Here is a 26,282-nt window from a genome sequence, read left to right as displayed (position 1 = left end):
TTATGTTTAAGCTGCCAGAACTTGGTTATGATTATGATGCTGTTGAGCCTTATATTGATGCTAAAACTATGGAAATTCATCATAGCAAGCATCATAATGGTTTTGTAATGAATTTGAATTCTATTTTGGAAAAAATGGGAAAAATTCATTTAACAGATGTGTCAAACATATTAAAAAATATTTATGATTTTCCAGAAGAATTTCAAACTTTAATAAGAAATAATGCTGGTGGTTATTCTAACCATACTTTATATTTTAGAACTTTAAGGCCAGGAAATAAGGACAATCTTTTTGGAAAGTTTAAAGATGATATTAATGCAGCTTTTGGAAGTCTAGATGTTCTTAAGGCCAATTTGAAAGATACTGCAATGAAAATTTTTGGAAGTGGTTGGGCATGGTTAGTATTGTGTCCTGAGAGTGGCCTTAAAGTGATTTCAATGCCCAATCAGGATAGTCCTTTGATGAATTCTTATAAGCCTATTTTAGGTATTGATGTTTGGGAGCATGCCTATTACCTTAAATATCAAAATAGAAGAATTGAATATGTTGATGCATTTTTAAAGGCTTTAAATTGGGAAGAAGTTTCAAAAGTTTACAATGAAGTGATCAATTAGCCTCTATTTAATAAAGATTTTCAATTCTATATTTAGTATTTTACTTTAAAATTTTAAGCGATTTATTTTAAGTCATTGTTAAAGTTTTCTCTTTCTATGTCATTAAAGTATTCTACCGTTCCAACTTTTAATTCGTAAGTTGCATTTTTGTCAGATACTATGATTGCATTTTTATGCAGTTGGAGTGCACTAATTGTCCACATGTGGTTAACGCCTTTTTCAATGGCATGCTTTAATGCTCTTGCTTTGTTATGTCCATTTACTATTATTAAAACTTCTTGTGAATCCATGATGGTTCCAATTCCAACAGTTAGTGCATTTTTGGGAACTTTGTTTACATCGCTTTCAAAAAATCTTGAATTAGCAATAATTGTATCCTGGGTTAAGGTTTTAATTCTTGTTCTTGATGTTAAGGAGGAGCCCGGCTCATTAAAAGCAATGTGACCATCGGGGCCTATTCCCCCTACAAAAAGCATTATTCCCCCGAAAGATTTGATTTTTTTTTCATATTCTTCACATTCTTTTTTGAGATTTGAAGCATTTCCGTTTAGTATATTTATGTTTTCTTTTTTAATGTCAATGTGGGAAAAAAAATTGTTCCACATAAATGAATGGTAACTTTCAGGATGATTTTCTTCAATTCCTATGTATTCATCCATATTAAAAGTTATGACATTTTGAAATGAAATTTTTTTACTTTTATTCAATTCAATTAAGTTTTTGTACATGCCAATCGGAGAGCTTCCTGTTGGAAGTCCAAGGATAAATGGATTTTCTTTTGTTGGAGAAAATTCCTTAATTTTTTGTGCTACATGATTAGCCGCCCATTTTGATATGTCTTCGTATGTGGGTCTGATTATTAATCTCATTGAGATCTCCTTAAAATTAATTAAAGTTAGAGATTGTTAAAAATTATTTTAGATTCTATCATTGTTAACTTTAGATTAAAATCTTTATCTAGGACATTGATGTTTGCATCATATCCATGACATATTAAGCCCTTTTTATCAATATTGAGAATTCTTGTTGGATTGTAAGAGCTTGCTTGAACAGCATCGCTTAAGCTGAAACCAAATTCTACTAAATTTTTAAGACCTTGTATCATTGTGAGTGTTGATCCAGCTATTGTGTTGCTTTTCACGCTATGAAATAATCCATCTTCTGCAATATAAACCTCGTCTCCGTTTGCAATTAGTTTTCCACAAGTTTGACAATTCGGAGTAAGTCCGTCAGTTACAAGGACTATTTTACTTATGTCTTTAAGCTTTCTAAGCATTAAAATTAATTTTGGGTGTATATGGTGGCCATCTGCAATAATTTCACAAGAAACATCGCCGTGTATTAACACCGCTCCTATTGCATTTGGATTTCTGTGATCAAGTTTTGACATTGCGTTGAAAAAATGGGTTGTATGAAGTATTCCAACTTGAAATCCTTCTATCATGTTTTCATATGTTGCATTTGTGTGTCCCGCTTGAAGGTTTATATTGTTTTCAAGACAAAATATTGCAAGCTCTCTCATGCCCTTAAGCTCAGGAGCAACAGTCATTGTGCTTATATGTGTTTTTCTTTTGCCGTTTGATCCTGTAAATACCCCACCAGCTGCATCTATTAGTTTTTGCATAACTTCAATACTAGGTTCATGAAGATGAGAAACAGGATGCGCTCCTTTTTTTTCAGGAGAGAAAAATGGTCCTTCAAGGTGAAGTCCCAGAATTTTAGCTCCCTTTTCTTTACCAATTGCTGCTATGCAAGCTTTTATTGTTTCAATCATTTCATCTATTGGTCTTGGATAAAGGGTTGGTAAAAATCCTACTACACCGTATTGTGCTAAATGTTCTGACATTTTAAGTATCGATTCTGTTGAGCACTGGTCTGTGCCATGACCGTGAAATCCATGAATATGATTGTCGTAAAGACCGGGAGTTATATAATTGCCTTTTGTATCAATCATTTGGTATTCTTCGAGATCCATTTTTTTAAGTCTGTCAGACGTTACAATATCAAAAATTTTATTATCTTTAATTAGAACCGCTGAGTTATCTATTTTATCATTTCCAGTTAAAACGGATTTTGAGTTAAATAAGCAAAAATTTGGCATTTTTCATTTTCCTTTTTATTTATTTTATTTTACTATAAGCATTAATCTTTTTTAAAGCTTATATTTTTTATTTTAAAGTGTTTGGATGCTTAAGAATTCATGTTTTTAAAATTTATTTTATTTTTTTAATTATACGTTATATTTTGTTTTCAATTTTATTAATGATATAATTTACCCCGGAGGGCATTATTTTGGCATCAGGATTTTTTGTTCCTGGACTTGAGAGTAAATACAATACTAAAGAAATTCGTGAATCCATGCTTAAGTCCGATAAAGCTAAAATTGATTCTTCTTTTAAGAAACTTGAATCTTTAGAGCAAGAGAAAAGTGCTTGGCAGTTAATTAATAGAAAAATCTCTACTTTAAATTCTCTTGCAAAAGAACTTATATCACTTAACAGTCCTTTTAATCTAATGTCAGGAAATTCTAGTAATAGCGAAGTTTTAACTTTGTCTACTAGATATGGATCTAAGAATGAGACCCATAAATTAATTGTTGATCAAATAGCGTCAGCTGATGTGTTTTTGTCTTCAAATTTTGATCCTAAAAAAGTTACAATTCCAGAGGGAGATTATATATTTTTAGTTGGCAAGAAAGAAATTAATGTAAAAAGTAATGGCAACATTGATTTACTTGTGAAGGATATTAATAACAAGGGAAAGGGCTTTTTATCTGCAAAAATAGTAAAAAGTGATAAAAATGGAAATAGTCGTTTTGTTTTGCAATCCTTAAAGGAGGGTAAAGAAAACAAGCTTGTTATCAAAGGGGAAGGAGTGTCTTTTGCTAAGCAAATTGGAATTTTAAGTGAACTTAAAACCAATTTTAATCCCAATCTTTCAGATATTGTTGTAAATCAATCTAGCGGTAACAATAAACTTGCTTTTGAAAACAATAGTCTTGTTTTAAATCCGCTTTCAGAAGTATCAATTGAAATTCCTGAAGATATTGAAATTACATCTAGGAGTAAGATTAAATTTGAAGTTAGGTATTTTGATACAGGCTTGGAAGAGCCTGATAGTAAGATTATTTTTAATCCCGGAGGGGCTACATTTAAGGATGCAAAAGTTGAGAGTGAAGATAGTGTAGTTGATCTTGGATCTGATTTAAAAACTCCTTTGGAAAAAAAATATATTCAAATGAATATGGTTAAAATATGTAGCAAGGAAGGTTCTTTAGAGCTTCCTTTAATAAATATTTCAAATAATTTTGAAGAAGTTGAAGTTGATGTTGGAGCTCTTTCTAATTTGGAAGAAATAAATATTGAAAATAAAGCAAATAATAAAGTAATTGTGATTAGCAATGTTGAAATTTTTGATCCAAAAAATAGAGATGGGCATTTGCCAATAAATGCTAAAAGTTTTGCAGAAAATGCAAAAATTAAATTTGATGGAGTAGATGTTGAGAGAGATTCAAATGTTATAAATGATTTGGTTCCAAATGTGACATTAAGTTTAAAAAAACCTTCAAGTGATATGGTTGAGGCTAAAATTGAACCTGATTATGAGGGGATTAAGAGGGTTCTTTTAGATTTTATTGGTGCTTATAATGAAGTTCTTGCTGAGATTAATATTGTAAGCTCTAATGAAGATCAGCTTAATAATCAAAAGTCTAATATAGTTGAAGAGCTGACTTATCTTAGTGATTCTCAAAAAGAAGAGGCTTATAAAAATTTAGGTATTCTAAGGTCTGAATTTTTATTGAAAAATCTTAAGTTCAGGCTAGAGTCAATAATTTTTAAGCCTTATGTTACTAGTGATCCTAATTTTTCAATAATTAATCAGATGGGAGTTTTTACAAATTCCATTTCTTCTTCTGGTGGACTTTCTAGATATTTAAGACTTGATGAGAAAAAGTTTGATGAATCAATTCGCAATAATATTGATAATGTTAGAGAGCTTTTTTTATATGATCTTAATGGTGACAGAGTATATGATAATGGAATTGCTAAAATGCTAGGAGATTGTCTGTCGCCTCTTGTGGCTTCCGGAGGAGTTATTTATAATAAAATAAAGAATTACGACTTGAAAATTTTTAATCAAAAAAATAAAGTTGAAGATTATAAAAAGAAGTACGAAGACAGAGAGAGAAAAGTGGAAGGTGAGCTTAATACCTTGGATTTTACCGTTAAGCGTATGAAAGATCAAGAAAATACATTAAGGGCTTTTGATTTTAATCAAAGAAATAAATAATAATAATTATTTTTAATGCTATTGCTATCTGCGTTTCTTTTTTTTAAATTTTTGTGCTATTCTTTTTAACAGGCAAAAGGATTTGCCAAAACCAAATAATTAAATTTTATCATGGAGGAATGATATATGATTATCAATCATAATACATCAGCTATTAATGCTTCAAGAAATAATGGCATTAACGCTGCTAATCTTAGTAAAACTCAAGAAAAGCTTTCTAGTGGGTACAGAATTAATCGAGCTTCTGATGATGCTGCTGGCATGGGAGTTTCTGGTAAGATTAATGCTCAAATAAGAGGTTTGTCACAAGCTTCTAGAAATACTTCAAAGGCTATCAATTTTATTCAGACAACAGAAGGGAATTTAAATGAAGTAGAAAAAGTCTTAGTAAGAATGAAAGAATTGGCAGTTCAATCAGGTAACGGCACATATTCAGATGCAGACCGAGGTTCTATACAAATTGAAATAGAGCAGCTTACAGACGAAATTAATAGAATTGCTGATCAAGCTCAATATAACCAAATGCACATGTTATCAAACAAATCTGCTTCTCAAAATGTAAGAACAGCTGAAGAGCTTGGAATGCAACCTGCAAAAATTAACACACCATCATCACTTTCGGGGTCTCAAGCATCTTGGACTTTAAGAGTTCATGTTGGAGCAAACCAAGATGAGGCTATTGCTGTAAATATTTATGCAGCTAATGTTGCAAATCTTTTCTCTGGTGAGGGAGCTCAAACTGCTCAGGCTGCACCTGTTCAAGAGGGCGTTCAACAGGAAGGAGCCCAACAGCCAGCACCTGCTACAGCGCCTTCTCAAGGTGGAGTTAATTCCCCTGTTAATGTTACAACTACAGTTGATGCTAATACATCACTTGCTAAAATTGAAAATGCTATTAGAATGGTAAGTGATCAAAGGGCAAATTTAGGTGCTTTCCAAAATAGACTTGAATCTATAAAGAATAGTACTGAGTATGCAATTGAAAATCTAAAAGCATCTTATGCTCAAATAAAAGATGCTACAATGACAGATGAGGTTGTAGCAGCTACAACCAATAGCATTTTAACACAATCTGCAATGGCAATGATTGCACAGGCTAATCAAGTTCCCCAATATGTTTTGTCATTGCTTAGATAAAATTTTAGTTTAATTGATGCAAATTATTAACAAAAGATCCTTTAAAGGGTCTTTTGTTTTTTTATTTCGGATCGGAAAAAATTTAATAATTTTAGTATAATTTATAATGATGTGTTATAAAGCATAATGCAGGCTTATTGAGGAGTTTGCTTTGAGTAGGGTTGCTGTTAAAATTAAAGATTGTTATAAAGTATTTTCGTATTATGTTGACAAAAAGCAGATAAGTCGAGCTATAAAAGACTATGAAGATGGCAAAGATAGAATGCAAATCTACAAAGAATCTTCTATTTTTATTGCAAATGCCAATATTAATCTTGATGTTTATGAAAATGAAATTTTAGTTATTATGGGTATGTCGGGCTGTGGCAAGTCTACTTTAGTTAGGTGTTTAAATGGTATTTATAAAATAGATTCAGGATCTATTTTGGTAAATAATATGGAAATGAATGCTATAAATCGCAAAGATCTTTCTAATTTAAGAAAAGATAAATTTGCAATGGTTTTTCAAAATTTTGGACTTTTTCCCCATATGAATGTACTAAGAAACGTTACATATGGACTTGAAGTTAAGCATATCCCCAGAAAGATTAGAGAAGAACGTGCTATTGAGGTATTAAATCTTGTGGGACTTGAAGACTCAAAATATAAGTATATTAATGAACTTTCTGGAGGGATGAAACAAAGAGTTGGAATAGCAAGAGCATTGGTAGTTAATCCAGATATTCTTTTAATGGATGAAGCTTTTTCGGCACTTGATCCTTTAATTAAAGGAGAAATGCAGGAAGAACTTTTGAGGCTAGTAGCTAAGCTTAAAAAAACAGTTGTGTTTATTACTCATGATTTAAATGAAGCTTTTAAATTGGGACATAGAATTGCTTTTATGAGAGATGGAAAAATTATTCAAGTTGGCAAACCTTTAGAAATTTTAGCTAATCCTAGTACAGATTTTATATCTGATTTTATTAAAAATTTACCTGTTTTAAATATTTTAAAAATAAAAGATATTTTAAAAGATGATTTTGATTTAAACTCTGGTGGTGATAATGGCTTAAATATTATTATTAAATGTCAAGGTGAAAATTTTAGTTTGTATGACAAAGTTCTTAACAAAAGGTATGATAATCTTGTATCTTTAAATTTAGATCTAAATGATGAGATAAAAAAAATTGTTGAATATTTAAATAAGCAAGATTATTTAATAATAAAAGAAAAGGGAACTATTGTCGGATATATTAGTTTAAATGAAATCTCTTATTTATTATCAAGATAGGAATTTATGACTAAAGATTTTTTTATATTAAAAATAGATAATTTTTTTGATTTTTTGGTTGATAATTTTTCAATTTCTGATGGGGTAAGTTTTTCTAAAAGTATAATTTTTTTATATGAAAATTTAAAAAAATTATTTCTTTTTGTTAATCCACTTCTTTTTATTTTGACTATATGTTTGCTAAGTTTTGTTTTCTTAAAAAAGAGGTTAATATTTTTAATTTTACCCGGATTCTTTTTTATTTTGTATTTTAATCTTTGGGAAGCTTCAATGGATACAATAGCTATTATATTTGTTTCTGTATTAGTTTCTGTTATTTTGGGAATTCCTATAGGCATTTTGGGCGGATATTTCCCAAGATTTTATGTTTTTTTGAAACCTATTCTAGATTTAATGCAAGCCATGCCCCCTTTTATTTACTTGATTCCCGCTATTCCTTTTTTTGGAATGGGTACAGCTTCTGCTATTTTTGCTACAATAGTTTTTGCTATGCCTCCTGTTATTAGATATACAAGACTGGGAATTGTTCAAGTTTCAGATGAAGTAATAGAGGCAGCTAAGTCCTTTGGTAGTAGCAATTTGCGTATTCTTTTTCAAGTTCAGCTTCCCCTTTCTCTTCAAAGTATAATTGAAGGTATTAATCAGTCAATAATGATGGCGATATCTATGATAGTAATTGCTGCAATGGTTGGATCGTCTGGTTTGGGCAGAACTGTGATTTACTCCATAGAAAGATTAAATTTTGGTGAGGGTTTAATATCTGGATTAGCAGTTGTTATTATAGCTATTATTTTAGATAGGATTATGCAATCTATCTTTATTAAATTTAGCTATTTAAACACAGATCATTATAGTGGAAAGAGAGAGAATAAATTTAAAAGATTCTTAGAAATCTATAATAAATAAGGAGGATATTTTATGTATAAATTATTTTTATTTTTTATTATTCTTATGTTTTTGTCTTGTGATGAAAAAAAGATTTCAAAGAATTTGAAATCGGTAAAAATTGGATATGTGAATTGGGGCGGAGAAACAGCAGCTACAAATGTATTAAAGGTTGTTTTTGAGAAAATGGGCTACAATGCAGAAATATTTTCAGTTACTACATCTATAATGTATCAATACTTAGCATCTGGAAAGATAGATGGTACGGTATCTTCTTGGGTTCCTACAGCCGATAAATTTTATTATGAAAAACTGAAAACAAAGTTTGTTGATCTTGGTGCAAATTATGAAGGAACTATTCAGGGTTTTGTGGTGCCAAGCTATGTTCCAATTTCCAGCATTAGTGAGCTTAGGGGTAAAGGCGATAAGTTTAAAAACAAAATGATTGGCATAGATGCTGGCGCGGGAACTCAAATTGTTACAGAACAAGCGCTTAATTATTATGGATTAAGTAAAGAGTATGAGCTAGTTCCTTCAAGTGAGAGTGTTATGCTTGCAAGTTTGGATTCTTCAATAAAGAGAAACGAGTGGATTTTAGTTCCTTTGTGGAAGCCTCATTGGGCTTTTTCTAGGTATGATATTAAGTTTCTTGATGATCCTGATTTAATTATGGGGGGAATTGAGAGCGTGCATACTCTTGTTAGACTTGGTCTTGAAAATGATGATTTTGATGCATATTATGTTTTTGATCATTTTTATTGGGGTGATGATTTAATATTGCCTTTAATGGATAGAAATGATAAAGAGTCAGGCAAAGAATACCGCAATGCAATTGAATTTGTAGAAAAGAATAAAGAGGTTGTAAAGATGTGGGTTCCAGAAAAATATAAGACTTTATTTGATTAATCTTTTTTTAAATTCTTTTAAAGATTCTAAAATAGGGTTGTATTCAGGAATAAAATCGCTTCCTCCTTTGAATAATGCGTTACATCTTATTATTCTTAGTGTCATTAATATTAAGGCCGTTAAAAAATTGTATTTTTTAAGACATTCAATTGAATATTTTGAGCAAGTAGGTTTGTATATGCATTGTAGTCCAAATATTTTAGATAAAGTATTTTGGTAAATTTTTATTAGAAAGATAAGAGCATAATTTAAGATAAATAAAATCTTGAAAATGTTCATACTTAGAATTGTATTATATTATAATAATTAATCAAATGAATTGAAAATATTAATTAAGTTTTATAACTTTAAAGTTTTGATTTTTATTATAAGGGGGCTTCAAATTAAAAAAATTTTTTTAATTTTTATGACTGTCTCTTTTTCGGCTTTTGCTGAAATTATTCAAATATCACCCAAACAAGCTGTAAATATGGCCTTAGAAAATAGCTTGGATTCAGAAAATGCTTTGTACAAAGAAAATATAAAAAAACTTTATAAAAATAATGCATGGAATGTTTTTGTTCCAAATGTTAACCTTAGCTCTACACTTAGTAGAAATCCTTCTGCTTTGAGTGAGCTTGAGAGAGATTATTGGGGGTTTGGGTTTGGAGTTGGGATTAATCTTTCTTTGTCCCCTTCTGTTTTAAAGAGAATGCAACTTGTTATGTTGGAATATGAAAGTGTAAAAATAGAAAGGGAGAGTGCTGTTCGTAATATCAAGCTAAATGTTCTTAAGTCTTACAATCAATTAATAGCTTTAAAAAGCACTTTGAAAGTTTTTGAGAGTCAAATACAAAATAGTAAACTTAAATTTGAACAAGCTAGAATTGCTTATAACAATGGACTAATATCGGAAATAGATTTCCTTGATGCGCAGCTTAAGTATAAAAAATCTCAACCAGATTTGGATGGTCAGATTATTAATTTTGAAAAATCAAAAGAAATTTTTAAATTATTAATAGGATTAGATCCAGATCAAGATTTTGAAATTATTGGAGAATTGCCAGACGAAACAATAGATTTTTCTCTATTTAATGAGGCATTAAATTTTAATGAATCATTAGAGATTAAGGATTTGAATATGCGCTTAAAAATGACCGAGCAGCTTATTGATTCGCTTTGGCTAGATACTTATTTGCCAAGCTTTTCTTTGTCATTTTCTTACTCTCCTTATAAATCATTTCATGAAAATTCTAAAGGTTTTTCAACTGGATTTTTAGCATCCTTTAGTTTAAATTATGGTTTAACTGAAATATTTCCATTTTCAAAGAGTTTTACAAAAATACAAGATAATAACTATCAGCTAAAAATACTACAAAACAATGTTGAAGGTAAAATTAGGAATTTAAAATCTAGTATTGTGCAAAAAAGAAAGGATATTAGAAGATATAAGGCGATTCTTGATGCTTCTAAAATTAATGTAGAATTAGCGAATAAAAATTATCAAATGGCATTTAATGCTTTTAATTCCGGAGTCATGGATCTTTCTAAATTAAATGATATTGAACTTGTTTATAAGCAGAGCGATTTGAAGTTCATTGAAGATAAATTAAATTATGCTAATTCTATACTTGAATATAAAAATTTAATAAATTCATTAGACTAAGAGGTATTTTGATGAATTTGATTTTTAATATTAATTTATATTTAAAAAAATATTTTTTAGTTTTATTCTTAGTTTTAGTTGCCTGTGTTGGTAAGAACAAGCTAGATGACAAAAATATTGATAAGGAGAAAGAAAGTCCTTATAGATTCCCAGTAATTGCTATGAAAGTTAAAAAGGGAATCTTAAGCGATTATTTGTCTTTAAATGGAGATGTAGATACAAAAGTTAAGGCAGATATTTTTCCAGACGCTGTGGGCAAAATAACTTCTTTGAGAATAAAACTTGGAGCTTATGTTCAAAAGGGACAAATAGTTGCAACTCTTGATCCCTCAAGACCTGGTTCTGTATATTTGAAAAGCCCTGTTAGAGCGCCAATCTCAGGATATATTTTAAATATTACAAAAAAAATTGGTGAAACAGTTAATCCCCAGTCCAACATAGCAGTAGTGGGAAGGATAGATGCAAAGCAAATTTTAACCTATGTGTCTGAGAAATACATTTCAAATATTAAAGTTGGAAATGATGCTATTATTGAGGTTGGAGCTTATTCTAATGAAAAGTTTAAAGCTAAAGTTTCAGAAATATCTCCTATTTTAGATTCTAAAAGTCGAACTATCGAAGTATATCTTACGCCTATTGGTAGTAATTTAGATAAACTGATTATTGGTATGTTTTCTAAAATCAAACTTATTACTAAGCGATTTAAAGATGTAATTAAGATTCCAAGAGAGGCTGTTGTTGAGAGAGAGGGCAAAAAATTTGTATTTAAGGTTGATTTAGAGAGTAAGAGTGTTCAAATGTTACCCATTACAGTGCTTTTTGAAATAGATAACATTGTAGCTCTTTCGGGCGAGGTTGAAGAGAATGATTTAATTGTAGTAGAAGGCATGTCCGCTCTTTCTAATGGAGCTCTAATAAATTTGGTAGATACCAAAGAGGGTCTTTCAGCTGAAAGCAATATTTAATTTATTGGGGGATGTGTTATGTTGGTAAAGAGAATAGTTGGCAAACCAATAACAATGTTAATTTTATTTTCATTGTTATTGATGATAAGTTTGTATACCTTTTCAAGATTAAAAGTAGACCTTTTGCCGGGAATTGATATTCCCCAAATAAGTATTCACACTGTTTATCCTGGCGCTTCTCCTAGAGAAGTTGAAGAGAGTGTTTCTAGAGTCCTTGAGAGTGGCTTGAGTTCGGTAAAGAATTTAAAAAATATATATAGTGTATCTTCCAAAGAAAGCAGCACCGTTTCACTTGAATTTTATCATGGAACCGATTTAGATTTGGTTTTAAATGAAATTCGAGATGCTCTTGAATTGGTAAAATCTTCATTGCCCAGCAAATCGCAGGCCCCTAGAATTTTTAGATACAATCTTAAAAATATCCCTGTAATGGAAATTGTTATTAATTCTGTAAGGCCAGTTTCTGAGCTTAAAAGATATGCCGATGAAATCATTAAACCTGGGCTTGAAAGGCTTGATGGAGTTGCAATTGTTACTGTTAATGGTGGAAGTAAAAAGCGTGTTTTAATTGAAGTTTCTCAAAACAGACTGGAGTCTTATGGGCTTTCTTTGTCAAGAATATCTTCAATTATAGCATCTCAAAATTTGGAACTTTCAGCTGGCAATATATTGGAGAATAACTTGGAATATTTGGTTGAAGTTTCTGGAAAATTTAAATCAATTGAAGAGATAGGTAATGTGGTCATAGCTTATAAGATACCCGACATTTCTTCTGGCATAAATTTATCTCCTATTGAGATAAAACTCAAAGATATTGCTAATATTAAAACCGATTTTGAAGATTTATCTGAATATGTTGAATATAATGGGTTGCCTTCAATTTCTTTGTCGGTTCAAAAACGTAGTGATGCTAATTCTATTGCAGTTTCTAATGTTGTTATGAATGAAATAGAAAAATTGAAATTATCTATGCCTAAAGATATGAGATTGGAGATTGCTTCTGATAGTGCTGATTTTATTAAAGCATCCATTTCAACGGTTGTAAATTCAGCCTATTTTGGGGCCATGCTTGCAATATTTGTTATTTTTTTCTTTTTAAGAAGCTTTAGGGCCACAATAATTATTGGAATTTCTATTCCAATAGCAATTGTTTTGACCTTTTGTTTAATGTACTTTGTAAATATTTCCCTTAACATTATGAGTCTTGCAGGTCTTGCACTTGGGATTGGAATGGTTGTTGACTGTTCAATTGTTGTAATAGACAACATATACAAATATAGGCAAAAAGGAACAAAGCTTATTTCATCTTCCATTCTCGGGGCTCAAGAGATGATGCTGCCTATTACATCCTCAACTTTTACTTCTATTTGTGTTTTTGGGCCATTTCTTATTTTCAAATCAGAACTTGGGGTCTATGGAGATTTTTTTAAAGACTTTTCATTTACGATTGTTATTTCCTTAGGTGTTTCTCTTTTAGTTGCGATTTTTTTGGTTCCTGTTTTATCAAGCCATTATGTCGGTTTATACACAAGTTTCCAAAAAAATATTAAGAATCCTTTTATTAGGAAAATTGATGCTTTTTTTGCTAGTATTTATTATTTTTTAGAATTTTTGTATATCAATTTATTAAATATAGTTTTAAATCATAAATTGATTTTTGGGTTGATTGTTTTTTTTACTTTTATTGGTAGCTTGCTTTTAGGATTATTGCTAGATGTGACAACTTTTTCTAGAGGCAAAGAGAATTCAATTACTATTAATTTAAATTTTCCCCATAAAACTAATTTGGAATATGCAAAATTTTATTCTAATAGATTTTTAGAAATTGTAAAAAGTGAGGCTAAAGGATATAAAAGCATTATTGCTACTTTGCATGCTGATAGAATAATTTTCAACGTATTGTTCCCTCTCAAGGAAGAATCAAGAGATAAGTTGATCCAAAACATAGATTACGATGCTGTTAAATATAAAATTATGAATCGTATTGGAAATCTTTATCCCGAATTTAATATTGATCCTTCCAGTGGTAATGCTTTAGGTGGTGGAGATTCTATTAAAATTAAAATTTCGGCCAATGATTTCGAATATATAAAAGATTATGGAAAAATTTTAGTTTCCATGTTAAAAAAGGAAATTCCTGAACTTGTAAATCCAAGGCTTAGCATAAGTGATTTTCAACTTCAAATTGGCGTTGAGATAGACAGAGCGCTAGCTTATAATTATGGCATTGACATGAATACCATTTTAAATGAGTTGAAGGCCAATATTAATGGTTTTGTTGCTGGGCAATATGTGGAGAAGGGACTTAATTATGATATTGTTCTTAAGCTTGATAGAATGGATGTTAAAAATTTAAAAGATTTAGAAAAAATATTTATTACAAATTCATCTGGAGTTAAAATTCCTTTTTCATCAATAGCCACCTTTGAAAAAACCAATAAAGCCGAATCTATTTACAGAGAAAATCAAGCTTTAACCATTTATCTTAATGCGGGTATTTCTCCAGATGATAATTTAACCCAAGTAACTGCAAAAGTTGTAGATTTTATTAATAATAAGGTGCCCCATAAAGAAGGCATAGTTCTTAAGGTTGAAGGAGAATATAATGAATTTTCAAATATCATGAATCAGTTTAAAATAATCATTATGATGGCTATTATTGTTGTGTTTGGTATTATGGCTTCTCAATTTGAATCTTTTCTAAAACCCTTTATTATTATTTTTACAATTCCTTTAACGGCAATAGGGGTTGTGCTTATACATTTTCTTGCAGGAGAAAAACTTTCTATTTTTGCTGCAATTGGTATGCTTATGCTTGTTGGTGTTGTGGTAAATACGGGAATTGTTCTTGTAGACTATACTGGTTTATTGATCAAGAGGGGATTTGGTCTAAGAGAAGCAATTATTGAATCTTGTCGTTCAAGGCTTAGGCCAATTTTAATGTCTTCTCTGACCTCAATAATAGGGCTTATTCCAATGGCATTTTCTAGTGGAAGTGGAAATGAACTTCTAAAACCAATTGCATTTACTTTTATTGGCGGAATGACAGCTAGCACATTTCTTACTTTGTTTTTTATTCCCATGCTTTTTGAAATTTTTTCCAACATTGTTTCAAGTTTCAAATTTAGGCTAAAAAGAGTGACGTCCAATTTAGATGTTGAAAAAGCATTCAAAATTAATAATTCAACTAAAAGCAGTTATGATGATTTATTTGAAGAAGATGGGGAATGATATGACTAAATTTTATAATTATAGGATTGAAATAGTTTCTAACTTATCTTTAGAGCTTGATGTTTTTGAATGTATAGAAAAAATAGAGCAAGAGTTAGGAGAGTCTGTATATTATTCTAAGATAGGGAATGTTTATGGAAAAGGTAAGAAGGGAGAAAAGCATGGTAATGGCGTTTGGCCTGAAGAAAATTTTATTTTGATTATTTATACCTCCAATCAGTCTATTGTTGATCGATTAAAGGATATTGTTGACAATTTGAATCGTTCTTATCCTACAGAAGGGATTAATCTTTTTGTTTTGAGAAATTCTTAAGGGTAAAATTTTATTTTCTGTTTTGGTTAACAAGGGATTGATTAATAATTTTTCAAAAATTATTAGAATATTATAGACACGCGATCAAAGTTATATTGGTGGGAGTTTGTGGGCTTTTTGTTTTAAATGATAAATATTAATTCCAAAATAAATTTTATTATTTTATTTCAATAGCTACAAAAATTTTTTCTTTTCATTCTTTTATTAAAGTCGGGGTCAATATATTTTATAGGCTTATTCATCGTATTCAAGCAAAATCAGATAAATATGATCAGATAAATATTATTTTAAAGTCTATGAAAATTATATTTCCTGTATTTCTGAAGAAAAAAATAAGAAGATTTTTTAGAAAGGGTGACTGATTGTTTTAAAGGTGATAAAATAGATCCTAAACATTGTTATTATATTTGTGAAAATAATTGGATAATATTTAATGCTTTAGGTATTTTGAGAAAAAAATATTACTTGCTAAAATATTAAAATTAAAATTTACTTCTAGATTTTCAATTATTTTTTTATTAAAATATTTTTTTAAACTTTGTTTTGATTTTTTAGGGTTTTGTTAATTAATCGCTTTCTGTATGTTTTTTACAACAGGAGGGCTTTATAAATAATCTTTATGATTATGGTTAATAATGGTATAATAAACCATGTTAACTTTTTTAAAAGGAGGATTATATGTCAATAGCAAAGGCATTCTTTGAAGTGGCTGATCAACAAAAAGATAAAATTGCTCAAATATATAAAGTTTGCAATGGATATGCCCATGTTACTTATGGCGACTTAAAAAACAATGTTTTAAAGCTTGCTTCCTTTTTAAAGTCAATCAATGTTAAACATCAAGATAAAATATTTATTTGCTCTGAGAATAGGTCTGAGTGGACTGTGATAGATTTTGCAATTTTATCTTTGGGTGCCGTTGACATTCCAAAGGGTTCTGATGTTACTCTTTTGGAAGCGGAAATTATTTTTAACTCCGTTCTTCCAAGTGTAGTTATTTTAGAAAATTTAAATCTTCTTAATATGTTTATTCAAATTAAATTTACAGTAAAGCCAATATTTATTATTATTGAAAATTTAAACCAAGAGGATAGATTAAAATATAGTGATTTCGAAATTTATACTTATAGCGATTGTATTTTATTTGGAGATAACTTAAGAAAAGATTCAGAAATTATTGAGATTGCAAGTAAAGTTGATTCTAATGATATGGCAACAATAATATATACTTCTGGAACAACAGGCCATCCAAAGGGGGTAATGCTCAGCCATGCCAACCTTCTTTATCAGGTTTCTAGCTTTAGTTTAATGGTTGATACGCATGTGGGACAAATATTTATGTGCATTTTGCCAATTTGGCATTCTTTTCAAAGGTCTTTTTCTTACAATATTTTCCTCAAGGGTATGGTTTGTTTATTTTCCACCATTGTTCCAAGGGCAATGCTTGATGATATTAAAAATGTTAATCCTCATTATATTGCAGCTGTTCCTAGGCTTTGGATTGCAATAAGACAAAATATTTACAAAGAAGTTTCTAAGAAACCGTTTATTTCTAGAATGATTTTTCATTTTTTTGTAAAAGCGGCATTTCTTAGCGATATTTGCTATAGGGTGGTAATGGGGCTTTATCCAGACAACGGGTTTAGTTTATTTTTCCCTATAAAGAAAATTTTAGGAATATTTGGATTAATCTGCGCATTTCCTTTTAAGGCTTTGGGGAATATTTTAATTTTTAATAAAATAAATAAGATCTTGGGCAATAATTTTGTTGTTGGGATTACTGGTGGCGGGAGTATGCCGTTGTCTGCTTTTAGATTTTTTAATTCAATTGGTATTGAACTTGCCAATGCTTATGGATTGACAGAAACCTCGCCTGGAGTGGCTTCTAATAAGCATAAAAAAGTGATTATTGGGACTTGCGGTAAAATTTTGCCCGGAACTCTTGCTGAGATTAGAGATACTGATGGGAATAAGCTTAAAAAGCCTGGAAAGGGAATTTTGTTTGTAAAAGGGCCTCAAGTAATGCTTGGATATTACAAGGACAAAGAAGCAACTTGTAAGATTATTGGTTCTGATGGGTTTTTAAACACGGGTGATATTGCAAAATTATCTAAGGATAATGTTGTTCAAATTATTGGTCGAGAAAAAGATACAATTGTTTTGAATAATGGAGAGAATGTTGAGCCTGCTCCAATTGAGATTAAGCTTGAAGAATCAGCATTAATAGAAAAAGCAGTTGTTGTAGGGCAAGATCAAAAATTCTTAGGCGCTCTTATTCTTCCAAATTTTGAAGAAATAAATAAATATCTAGAAAGTGTTGGGCAAAAAATTTTTGATGCTAATAATAGGCGTCAAATTATTGCAAATAATATTGTTCTTAAGGCCATAAATGATGAAATAAAAAAATTAATCAATAAAGCTAATGGATTTAAGCCTTTTGAGCAGATATTAAAGTTTACTCTTTTAGAAAAACCATTTGAAGTTGGTAAAGAAATGTCTATTAAAATGGACATTAAGCGAAGCTATATTTTAAATTTTTATAAAAATGAAATTAAAAATTTATTTATTTAATTAACCCAATTATTTTAAATACAGTTCAAGCTCTGCTATATCTTCTAATTTTGTATTGGGGGATATACTTTGCTTGTAAACAAATCCATCTCCATTTATTTTTATTTTCATAGTATTTTTATAGTATTTTAGTATGTCTATTGCTTCTCTTTTAGAAAGATTGATAAAATTTGGCAAGTATGTTTTGTTTTTATAATTAGTTTCAGTTTTAGGGATCTTGATTTTTGATGGCATTTTAATTTTTTTATATGCTATTGTATTTTGTTGGTGCTCAATAAATTCTATTATTTCTTTTGCCATTGGGGCTGCTATTCTTGTTCCGTATATTATTTTTTTGGGGTATCTGTATACAATGTAAATAATATATTTTGGCTGTTCTGTGGGGTATATTGCCAATATAGAGGATGTATAGTCTTCTTCTGAGTATTTTCCCGTTTTTCTATCAATAGCTTGAGATGTTCCACTTTTTGCAGAAATGTCAAGATTTTTAATTTTAAGATTTGGAATTCCACCTTTATTTACAACTTCTCGCATCATTTTTAAAACTTTTTGTGCTGAACTTTTGGATATTACTCTTCTTATTTCTTCTTTATCAAATTCTTTTATATTTTCTCCTTTATCGTTGCTTATTTTTTTTATTATTCTAGGTTTTAGCATTATTCCATTATTGCCTAGTATGCTTGCAGCTTGTAATATTTGAACCGCTGACACTCCTATTTCTTGTCCAAATCCAATTGTAGCTTTACTTCGTCCTGACCATTTTGAATAATGATTTAATAGTCCTTTTGTTTCTCCGGGAAATGGAAATCCAACTTTTTCCCCAAAGCCAAAATCTAAAAGTTTTTTGTAAAAGTATTCATTGCTAACTTTTTCAGTAATGTAAGCTATTCCAACATTTGATGAATAAATTAAAATCTCTGTAGAGTCGATATGTTTATAGGGAGGATTTAGTGTTTTGATTGTAATTTTTTCTCCTGATGGAAATTGTTTTTGATATATTCCATTGTCTAAAAATTTTTCTTCTAAATTTAATTTTCCACTTTCTAATATTATTGCAACTGTAAAAATTTTATTGATGCTTCCAGGCTCATAGGTTAGAGACGAAGAAAGGTTTTTCCGTATTTCTTCGGGATATTTAGAATAAAAGTTTGCATCATATTGAGGAAATTGAACCATGGACAATATTTCTCCATTTTGGGAGTTCATTACCAAGGTAATTAAACTTTCAGGATTATTTTCTTTAAAGTATTTTTTAGCTATTTTGCTAACACCTTGTTGTATGTCCATGTCTATTGTTAAGTGGATATTGTTTGTTTCTGGCTCCTCATTTAAAAATTGTTGTTTGGTTTTATCTTTTCCTAATATGCTATTTAGGGAAAATTCAATGCCCTCAAGGCCAAGATTATCTGTTCCTACAAAGCCAGTAATATTACTTGTGGTATTTCTGAAGGGATAAATTCTTGTGTAATCAGGATATAAAGTGATGTTTGAAAGCCTGCCTTCAGCTTGAATTCTTTTTATTAAATCTGATTCTTCTCTTTTTATTTTTCTTTTTATATATAAAAACCCTTTGTTAGAGGAAAGCTTTTCCTTTAAAATTCTTGAATCAATTTGAAGTATTGCGCCAAGAGTTTCAGATGTGCTTACAATATTTTCTATTTTTTGAGGATTTGTACCAATTGAGTAGGATTTTGAAGAGAATGCTATTGGTTTGCCATTTCTATCATAAATTGTTCCTCTTTTGGCAATATCATTTGACTTTAAGGATATTGTGTTGTCTGGGCTGTTATTGAAGGCCATTAGTGTGAAATATTTGTAAATAGTTAGCAAAGTTATAGCCAAGAATATTGTTAATATTGTTTTTATTCGATAAGTGTTATTAAGCATTCTTTTGGTCATGAATTTTGGACCTCTTAAATTATTTTATGACTATATGAAATAAAAAATTATTCATTTTTTTTTGCATCTATATTATTATATGTTATTATATTCTGAAAAAGTAAATTACTATATAGCAGAGGGTATAATGTGATGGATATTAAAACTTTAAAAGGCTTTAAAGATTATTTACCGAAGGATTCTTTGATTCGAATTCATATTGTTAGGCAAATATTTAGCGTTCTTAATTCTTATAATTTTGACCTAATAGATACTCCAGTTCTTGAATATTCAGATTTGCTTTTAAAAAAGAGTGGGGATGAGACTGAAAAGCAAATTTATAGGTTTAAGGATAATGGAGGCAGAGATGTTTCCATGCGATTTGATTTAACTGTTCCTTTTGCCAGATTTGTTGCTACAAATATTTCTGCTTTAAAGCTTCCTTTCAGACGTTCTCAATTTGGAAAAGTTTTCAGAGGAGAAAATTCTCAAAAGGGTAGATACAGAGAATTTATGCAGTTCGATTTTGATATAGTTGGAGAGGACACTTTTAGGGGCGATGCCGAGATTCTTTCTGTTGTATATTATGGACTTGAAGAGATTTTTTTGAATTTTATAGAAGGCATTAATAAAAAATTTATTATCCATTATTCTCATATTGGTATATTGAATTCTTTTTTTGAAAAATTAGGCCTTAAAGAAAAATCTATTTTTATTTTAAGAAATATTGACAAAATAGATAAAATAGGAATTGATAAGGTTAAAGAAGCGTTGCTTCTTGAGATTGAAAAAGAAGCGGTAGATTCAATCTTAAGTTTAGTGAGTTTGCAAGGTACTTTTAAAGACAAAATACAAGCTTTAAAAAGTATTTTAGGCTATAATGAGTCTATCAAGAGAGTAGAAGATGTTTTTCAGCATCTTAGTTTATTAAAAATTCAAGATTCTTTTAACTTAAATCTTAAAATATCGCGCGGACTTGATTATTATACGGGGATTGTTTTTGAATCTGAGGTGTTCGGCAGTAATATGGGTAGTGTTTGCAGTGGGGGAAGATATGATAATTTGGTTTCTTCGTTCTCAAACTCTATTCAAAAAATTTCAGGGGTTGGAGGATCTTTTGGTGTTGACAGAATAAAGGATATAATTGATCTTGAAAAGTTTAGTTATATTAAAATATTTGTCACTAAGGCTAGATCTAAAGTTTTAATTGTAAATTTAGATAGTGCTTTGCAAAATTATTATTATGAACTTGCTACTAGATTTAGAAATCATGATTATTCCAAGGTTAAAAATATTTCTTGTGAAGTCTATTTTAAAAATAAAAATGGTAAAAATATTAAAGAGCAAATAGAATATGCTTTAAGCAAAGAAATAAGATTTTTAATTTTTGTTGGTCAAGAAGAATACAAAGAAAATAAAATGAAAGTAAGAGATTTGACAAAAAAAGAAGAGTTGCTGCTTTCTTTTGAAGAATCAATAAATCTTATCAAATGTAATGAAAAGTTGTTGTGCACCCCTTTTTAATCTTAAATGTTAATTATTTTTTGAAATTTTGGCAAAGATATTAAGATTAATTTGCATTTTTATCTATTTTTCTAATTGTTATTGCATTTAAGGTAAGTTTGTTCTTTTTGTATTCTATTTGTCCAAGTATTTCAACATTGTCTTTAAAATCAATATCAATATCAAAGGTTGTTTTTGTGGGGATAATTCCCGAGAGTACATTTTTGTTGTATCCTACATAAAAGTCAAATTGAATTATGTTATCTTTTTTTTCGATATTATTTACTACTCCCTCCCATTTTACATACACGTTTGAATATATTGATGGATCTTTTTTAATATCTTTTAGGTTTACATGTTCATTAAAGCCAATGAAATCTGGTCTTGAGATAAAACTTGCAAGATTTTTGGCTTTTAGCTTTATAGATTCTGATGCATTTGAATTTAATATTTTATTTATTTCTACTCTTGCAAAATTATCTTTTCCCTTTTTTAAATAAATTTTGATTTTTTCGAAAGAGTTTTTAATTTCGTCGCTGGTTAGTATTAATATGAATTGGCCTTCTTCATTTTTTATTTTTTCTTTGTTATTTATTTTAATGTCATCAATGTAAGCAGCAATATTGTTTAAATTTTTGTTTATTTCTGCTTTTAGATTTGCGGATGTTGTTGTTTTTTGTTCATAAAAAATAAAATAGATTGCTAACATTGAAATAAATACAATCCCCCCTATGATAATTATTATGATTAACTTTGTTGAATTTTTATCAGGTATTGCTTTAATTGTTGGGAACAATTTTTCGTATAGGTTGCTATTTTTAAAAAAGGCAGAACCTTTAATGGGATTTTTTCGAATAATTTCAAGAGACAGCTCTGATCGATCTACTTCTTGATTTTCTTCTATCATTTTAAGCCATATCTGAATGGCTTTTTCTTCTTTGCCCTGGCTTACTAAAAGTATAGCAATAGCCTGTTTTATATTTGATTCGCTGGGATTTAAAGTGTAAGCTTTTTTAAGATATGTTTGAGCATTGCCAAGGTTCCCGATACGAAGATAAGACATTCCTAAGACATAGTGATACAAATAGTAATTTTTGTAGAAAAAAATTTCTTTTTCTAGGAGTTTTATTGCTTGTGAATATTTTTTTGAATTGTAGTAATAAATAGACTTGTTGATAATTTTATTAGGTTCCATATAGCTAGAATTTGACCCCACAATTTTCTTTTTAATATTATAATATAAGATTTTATTTTAAAAGAATAACAAATGAAATATTGTTATTTTGCCCCAATTTCTTGTTTGACTAAAAATTGATAAATGATATAATTATATAAAGTATAACGGGGGTTTGTATATATTGTTTAAAATGGTGGGAATGTGTCATCAGAAAGAATCGTTGAATTGATTAAAGAGATTTATTTAGATTTTAGAAAAGGCAATTTCAAAGAAGCTTTAGTAAAATCCGAAGAGGCTCATTCTCTTGATTTTGATAATATTGAAATTCTAACAGCTTTGAAAAGTTCTGTGTATTGGAATGGTCAAGTTGAAAGCCTTGATAGAATAGGGCAAGATTATGAAAAGGCAGAATTTTTAATAAGAGAGTGGAATAATTTTGCAGGACGATATTTGAAAAAGATGGGTTGTAATTTTTTGCAAGGTCGCAATTCTATAAAATATTTTGTGTTTCAGACCTGTCTTTATATATATAAAAATATATACAAAATGCATCCAGAAAATTTGGACCTTTTAATAAAAATTGCTAAGTCCTATAAGGGTATGGGAAATTACGAGAGAGCAATCAATGTTTTTTTGCAAATATTAGGAGATTTTAAAGATAACTCAGATGTTGTTGCAGAGCTTGCTGATTCTTATGCGTTAGTTGATGAAATTAAAGAAGCTAAAGTATTATTCAGAGAGGCTTTTTTTATTAATCCTCAAAAGATAGATATATATTCTCTTGAGTCTGATATGATTTTAAGATTAATAGATCTTATTAAGTCTGACAGAAATATTTCAGATGATCTTATAAAAGAATGGATTCCTGTTTATGGCTCTCTTAATGGTGTTTTTAATATTAAAAGAGAGTTAAGGCCTATAGAGCTTGGACAGCTAAAGCAGTCTGTTTACAGTTTGCGCAATGAACTTAAAGAAAAGTCTTATAGATCAATAAATGAGAGCATATTGCTTCCAAGGCTTATTAATAAATATTTTTGGCTTATTGATCATTATGTAAGGATAAAAGAAGATAGAGCACGTATTGATGAGATTTTGTTATACATAAAAGAAATAGACTTAGGTATTTATCAGCAGTATGTAAATTAGTTGCTTTATGCTAAAAAATCGATATTAGGAGAGTTTGATGTCTAATGTTACTACCATAGAGAAATTAGATAGTATTTTACAAGAAGATAAGTGGACAAGAATAGTTGTTAATAATTATTCTCTTGCCAAAATAAAAGAATTGGATGATTTAATAAATAATATAATTGATGAGGGGTTAACAGAGGATGTGCTTGATATTTGTGGCAGGCATTTAAAGGACGTTAAAAAAAGCATAGCAGGTCTTTATATTTCTGGAATGCTTATATATAGTAGGCGACCTTTAAATGATATGAATTTGCTTGCTGTTATTGATTTGTTTTCTCAAAATTTAAAATGGGTTCTTGTTGAGCATATATGCAATGAAATGCTTTTAATTTCTGAGAATAAGCACGCTCTTTATACTCTTGCAAAAATATATGCTCAGAACAATGAAAATGATAAGCTTCCAGGTATTTGGACTAGAATTGTTGAAGCAGATATTGACGACACTGTGTTTGTTAGGCAACTTGCTACTTATTATGAAACTATTGATTTGCAAAAATCAATTTTCTATTTTAGAAAAGCTATTTATCGTTTTATTGATAAAAAACAAATGTCAGGAATCAGAGAAGTATGGGCCAAGCTTATTCATTATGTTTCAGATGATTTTGATTCTTTTTTGCTTATTTTGCAAAAAATTGAAAAAGATCTTGGATTTAAAAAGGCCATAGTTCTTTATGAGGATTTATTTGATCATTATTCTTTGACTGATAATGTTGGCGAGACAATAGAAATTTTAAAAGGCATTTTAAAGCTTGATAACAAAAATCATAAGGCAAGAGAAAATTTAGTTAAATTTTTAAGAGAAAGATATAAAGATGTTAAAAATATTGAGGATTATCTTGTAAAGTCTGATATTGAAAACTTAGATAAAAATTTTGTTGATGTATATTCAGACTTTGAAAAATATTTGTTTTTTGCAAAGGGTAATTTTGTTTATCATCAGACTTGGTCTGTTGGAATAGTAAGAGATGTAAATGATAACGGCATTACGGTTGATTTTGTTTCCAAAAGAGGTCATTTTATTGGTTTTGATATGGCTATGTCGGCTTTATCTCCCCTTAGTAGAGATGATATTAGAGTATTAAAGGCTGTAACACCTAAAGAGGAACTTGCAGATAGAGTAAAAAAAGATATTGAGTGGGCCATAAAGGTTATTATAAAAAGTTATAAAGCTATTGATTTAAAGGGAATAAAAAAAGAGTTAGTGCCAAGCTTGATGACTCAAAGTTCGTGGAATTCATGGAGCTTGAAAGCAAAGCAAATTTTAAAGGATAATCCCCATTTTGTTATGGATTCTGGCAAGCTTGATTGTTATATATATAATGAGAGATCTTCCAATTTGAATGAAAAAATGTATGATAAATTTAAGATTGAGAAAGATTTTTATAAAAGATACGAGATATTTATAAACTATTGCAATGTTAAGGGAATTGTTAAGGATTTGCATATTGAAGAAGAGATGCTTAACTATTTTTTAATTTATGTTAACAATTTTACAAAGGTTGATCATCATGTTATAAGTTCTTATGTTATTCTTAAATCTTTAGGTAATTTTTCTGAAGAATTGTCATCAAAAGTTAATATAGAAAAAGATGTTAATTTAGAATCTCTTTTAAAAGAGTATCCAAAAGGAATAGTGGATCTTTTTGATTCAATTTTGAATGTAGAAATTAAAAAAGAATTAGTTGTTTTAATTAAAGAAGAACTTAGCAATTGGATTTTGTACTACAAAGAACTTTTTCCTCATTCTGTTAATAAGAGATTGGTTGAATCACTTTACAAAGAAGATCCCAGAGAAGTGGAAAAATTATTTAATTATGTTATAAAAAATTATAAGATCTATAAAGATGCTTATATTTGGATTTTGAAGCACTGCAAAACTTATTCTATAGAGCTGAGTTATTCGGATTCGGATCTTTTGTCCAATTTGATTAAAATTTTAACAGATAGCGTTATCAAAATTAATAATAAAAATAATTCTGTTGCAAGTAAAAGAATTTATAAAATGGTAATTAATCTTTTAGTTAAAGATGGATATCTTAAATCGGTCTTAGAGGTCGTGAGAGATGAAGAACTTGCAAAAAGAGTTTATATGACTTGTTTTTATGTAAAAGATTTCCCCCCAAAGGATCTTTTAGAGATTAAATCTATAATAAGGCAATTATTTGATTCTGTTGAGTTTGAAGATGAAAAGATGCAGCTTGCAGGCGAGAGAATGGAAATTGGATTTTTAACCATATTAAGTTCTTTGAACAAAAAACAAAAAGAGCTTAAATATTTAAAGGAAGTTGAAATTCCAGGAAATTCAAAAGAAATTGGAAAAGCTCGTGAACTTGGTGATTTAAAAGAAAATGCTGAATATCATTCTGCTAAGGAAAAACAACAGTTTTTGACAAAAAGATTAAACTCCTTAATGCTGGAAATAGAGAATGCAAAAGTTATAGATACCAAGGATCTTCAAAGTTCTGTTGTTGGTTTTGGGACCAAGGTTGTCATTTTAAATGAAGCTACAGGCAAAGATGAATCTTATTTAATACTTGGACCTTGGGAATCAAACCCCGATGAAGGCATTATTTCATATAAGTCGCCTTTTGGAGAAAATTTGCTTGATTCTAGGGAAGGGGATAGTCTTAATTTTGTTATAAATAATACTAATTTTAAATATTTTGTAAAGAAAATAGAACCCATAAAATTTAGTTAGGAAAAATT

19 protein-coding genes are annotated in these 26,282 nt (G+C 29.3%); 14 read left to right on the top strand and 5 right to left on the bottom strand.

Annotated elements, in window-relative coordinates; translation table 11 throughout:
• Nucleotides 1-2 precede the first annotated feature (2 nt).
• Entirely contained in the window at nucleotides 3-614 is a 612-nt protein-coding gene (locus BSV1_RS01925) for a superoxide dismutase (protein ID WP_008882325.1), read from the top strand.
• A 62-nt stretch (nucleotides 615-676) separates the two neighbouring features.
• Here the strand turns inward: BSV1_RS01925 and nagB are convergent, their stop codons facing one another.
• A complete protein-coding gene (gene nagB, locus BSV1_RS01920) occupies nucleotides 677-1,483 on the bottom strand; it encodes a glucosamine-6-phosphate deaminase (protein ID WP_008882508.1) in 807 nt (268 codons plus the stop codon).
• Between the two features lie 26 nt (nucleotides 1,484-1,509).
• The gene (gene nagA / locus BSV1_RS01915) at nucleotides 1,510-2,715 is read right to left on the bottom strand and encodes an N-acetylglucosamine-6-phosphate deacetylase (protein WP_008882562.1); all 1,206 of its coding nucleotides are present in this window, start codon (nucleotides 2,713-2,715) and stop codon (nucleotides 1,510-1,512) included.
• Nucleotides 2,716-2,906: 191 nt separating this feature from the next.
• On the opposite strand from nagA, the gene fliD reads away from it, so the two are divergent.
• The 5 genes from fliD (at nucleotide 2,907) to BSV1_RS01890 (ending at nucleotide 9,102) form a co-directional block, all read left to right on the top strand.
• Nucleotides 2,907-4,904, top strand: coding sequence for a flagellar filament capping protein FliD (fliD, locus tag BSV1_RS01910; RefSeq protein WP_008882784.1), 1,998 nt, complete (start codon nucleotides 2,907-2,909; stop codon nucleotides 4,902-4,904).
• Nucleotides 4,905-5,030: 126 nt separating this feature from the next.
• A complete protein-coding gene (flaB, locus tag BSV1_RS01905) occupies nucleotides 5,031-6,041 on the top strand; it encodes a flagellin FlaB (RefSeq protein ID WP_008882604.1) in 1,011 nt (336 codons plus the stop codon).
• A 151-nt stretch (nucleotides 6,042-6,192) separates the two neighbouring features.
• Nucleotides 6,193-7,311 carry an ATP-binding cassette domain-containing protein gene (locus BSV1_RS01900; protein WP_008882365.1) on the top strand — a complete coding sequence of 373 codons (1,119 nt, stop codon included), beginning with the start codon at nucleotides 6,193-6,195 and terminating at the stop codon, nucleotides 7,309-7,311.
• Nucleotides 7,312-7,317: 6 nt separating this feature from the next.
• Nucleotides 7,318-8,217, top strand: a complete 900-nt coding sequence (locus BSV1_RS01895; RefSeq protein WP_008882401.1) for an ABC transporter permease — start codon at nucleotides 7,318-7,320, stop codon at nucleotides 8,215-8,217.
• Between the two features lie 12 nt (nucleotides 8,218-8,229).
• Nucleotides 8,230-9,102, top strand: a complete 873-nt coding sequence (locus BSV1_RS01890; RefSeq protein ID WP_008882480.1) for a glycine betaine ABC transporter substrate-binding protein — start codon at nucleotides 8,230-8,232, stop codon at nucleotides 9,100-9,102.
• Here BSV1_RS01890 and yidD read toward each other — a convergent pair.
• Complete coding sequence (gene yidD / locus BSV1_RS01885; protein WP_039949485.1) at nucleotides 9,091-9,381, bottom strand: membrane protein insertion efficiency factor YidD; 291 nt, start codon at nucleotides 9,379-9,381, stop codon at nucleotides 9,091-9,093. The genes BSV1_RS01890 and yidD overlap by 12 nt on opposite strands.
• Nucleotides 9,382-9,508: 127 nt before the next feature.
• On the opposite strand from yidD, the gene BSV1_RS01880 reads away from it, so the two are divergent.
• The 5 genes from BSV1_RS01880 to BSV1_RS01855 all read left to right on the top strand — a co-directional run bounded on the left by BSV1_RS01880 (nucleotide 9,509) and on the right by BSV1_RS01855 (nucleotide 17,827).
• Entirely contained in the window at nucleotides 9,509-10,747 is a 1,239-nt protein-coding gene (locus BSV1_RS01880; protein ID WP_039949594.1) for a TolC family protein, read from the top strand.
• Nucleotides 10,748-10,758: 11 nt separating this feature from the next.
• Nucleotides 10,759-11,712 carry an efflux RND transporter periplasmic adaptor subunit gene (locus tag BSV1_RS01875; protein ID WP_008882603.1) on the top strand — a complete coding sequence of 318 codons (954 nt, stop codon included), beginning with the start codon at nucleotides 10,759-10,761 and terminating at the stop codon, nucleotides 11,710-11,712.
• An 18-nt stretch (nucleotides 11,713-11,730) separates the two neighbouring features.
• Nucleotides 11,731-14,943, top strand: a complete 3,213-nt coding sequence (locus BSV1_RS01870; RefSeq protein ID WP_008882353.1) for an efflux RND transporter permease subunit — start codon at nucleotides 11,731-11,733, stop codon at nucleotides 14,941-14,943.
• A gap of 1 nt (nucleotide 14,944) precedes the next feature.
• Nucleotides 14,945-15,256, top strand: a complete 312-nt coding sequence (locus BSV1_RS01865) for a PG0541 family transporter-associated protein (protein WP_008882743.1) — start codon at nucleotides 14,945-14,947, stop codon at nucleotides 15,254-15,256.
• Nucleotides 15,257-15,934: 678 nt separating this feature from the next.
• Complete coding sequence (locus tag BSV1_RS01855) at nucleotides 15,935-17,827, top strand: long-chain fatty acid--CoA ligase (RefSeq protein WP_008882342.1); 1,893 nt, start codon at nucleotides 15,935-15,937, stop codon at nucleotides 17,825-17,827.
• 9 nt (nucleotides 17,828-17,836) lie between these two features.
• On the opposite strand, the gene BSV1_RS01850 is transcribed toward BSV1_RS01855, so the two are convergent.
• On the bottom strand, nucleotides 17,837-19,726 hold the full coding sequence (locus tag BSV1_RS01850; protein ID WP_008882417.1) for a penicillin-binding protein: 1,890 nt from the start codon (nucleotides 19,724-19,726) through the stop codon (nucleotides 17,837-17,839).
• Nucleotides 19,727-19,858: 132 nt separating this feature from the next.
• Between BSV1_RS01850 and hisS the strand changes: the two genes are divergently transcribed.
• Nucleotides 19,859-21,229 carry a histidine--tRNA ligase gene (hisS, locus tag BSV1_RS01845; protein ID WP_008882379.1) on the top strand — a complete coding sequence of 457 codons (1,371 nt, stop codon included), beginning with the start codon at nucleotides 19,859-19,861 and terminating at the stop codon, nucleotides 21,227-21,229.
• Nucleotides 21,230-21,275: 46 nt separating this feature from the next.
• Here hisS and BSV1_RS01840 read toward each other — a convergent pair whose 3' ends face one another.
• The gene (locus tag BSV1_RS01840) at nucleotides 21,276-22,403 is read right to left on the bottom strand and encodes a tetratricopeptide repeat protein (RefSeq protein ID WP_008882548.1); all 1,128 of its coding nucleotides are present in this window, start codon (nucleotides 22,401-22,403) and stop codon (nucleotides 21,276-21,278) included.
• Nucleotides 22,404-22,586: 183 nt separating this feature from the next.
• Between BSV1_RS01840 and BSV1_RS01835 the strand changes: the two genes are divergently transcribed.
• Both BSV1_RS01835 and greA read left to right on the top strand, forming a co-directional pair.
• On the top strand, nucleotides 22,587-23,531 hold the full coding sequence (locus tag BSV1_RS01835; RefSeq protein WP_002656953.1) for a tetratricopeptide repeat protein: 945 nt from the start codon (nucleotides 22,587-22,589) through the stop codon (nucleotides 23,529-23,531).
• 37 nt (nucleotides 23,532-23,568) lie between these two features.
• Complete coding sequence (gene greA / locus BSV1_RS01830; RefSeq protein WP_008882341.1) at nucleotides 23,569-26,274, top strand: transcription elongation factor GreA; 2,706 nt, start codon at nucleotides 23,569-23,571, stop codon at nucleotides 26,272-26,274.
• Nucleotides 26,275-26,282: the final 8 nt, after the last annotated feature.

Source organism: [Borrelia] finlandensis, from assembly GCF_000181875.2.
Taxonomy (GTDB): Bacteria; Spirochaetota; Spirochaetia; order Borreliales; family Borreliaceae; genus Borreliella; species Borreliella finlandensis.
The sequence above is the reverse complement of the archived record's forward strand: the minus strand, read 5'-3'. Positions and strand labels throughout refer to the sequence as shown.

Coding starts and splice junctions, on each gene's coding strand:
- BSV1_RS01925 (WP_008882325.1), top strand. CDS start 3: ATGTTTAAGCTGCCAGAACTTGGTTATGATTATGATGCTGTTGAGCCT.
- nagB (WP_008882508.1), bottom strand. CDS start 1,483: ATGAGATTAATAATCAGACCCACATACGAAGACATATCAAAATGGGCG.
- nagA (WP_008882562.1), bottom strand. CDS start 2,715: ATGCCAAATTTTTGCTTATTTAACTCAAAATCCGTTTTAACTGGAAAT.
- flaB (WP_008882604.1), top strand. CDS start 5,031: ATGATTATCAATCATAATACATCAGCTATTAATGCTTCAAGAAATAAT.
- BSV1_RS01895 (WP_008882401.1), top strand. CDS start 7,318: ATGACTAAAGATTTTTTTATATTAAAAATAGATAATTTTTTTGATTTT.
- BSV1_RS01890 (WP_008882480.1), top strand. CDS start 8,230: ATGTATAAATTATTTTTATTTTTTATTATTCTTATGTTTTTGTCTTGT.
- yidD (WP_039949485.1), bottom strand. CDS start 9,381: ATGAACATTTTCAAGATTTTATTTATCTTAAATTATGCTCTTATCTTT.
- BSV1_RS01880 (WP_039949594.1), top strand. CDS start 9,509: ATGACTGTCTCTTTTTCGGCTTTTGCTGAAATTATTCAAATATCACCC.
- BSV1_RS01875 (WP_008882603.1), top strand. CDS start 10,759: ATGAATTTGATTTTTAATATTAATTTATATTTAAAAAAATATTTTTTA.
- BSV1_RS01870 (WP_008882353.1), top strand. CDS start 11,731: ATGTTGGTAAAGAGAATAGTTGGCAAACCAATAACAATGTTAATTTTA.
- BSV1_RS01865 (WP_008882743.1), top strand. CDS start 14,945: ATGACTAAATTTTATAATTATAGGATTGAAATAGTTTCTAACTTATCT.
- BSV1_RS01855 (WP_008882342.1), top strand. CDS start 15,935: ATGTCAATAGCAAAGGCATTCTTTGAAGTGGCTGATCAACAAAAAGAT.
- BSV1_RS01850 (WP_008882417.1), bottom strand. CDS start 19,726: ATGACCAAAAGAATGCTTAATAACACTTATCGAATAAAAACAATATTA.
- hisS (WP_008882379.1), top strand. CDS start 19,859: ATGGATATTAAAACTTTAAAAGGCTTTAAAGATTATTTACCGAAGGAT.
- BSV1_RS01840 (WP_008882548.1), bottom strand. CDS start 22,403: ATGGAACCTAATAAAATTATCAACAAGTCTATTTATTACTACAATTCA.
- greA (WP_008882341.1), top strand. CDS start 23,569: ATGTCTAATGTTACTACCATAGAGAAATTAGATAGTATTTTACAAGAA.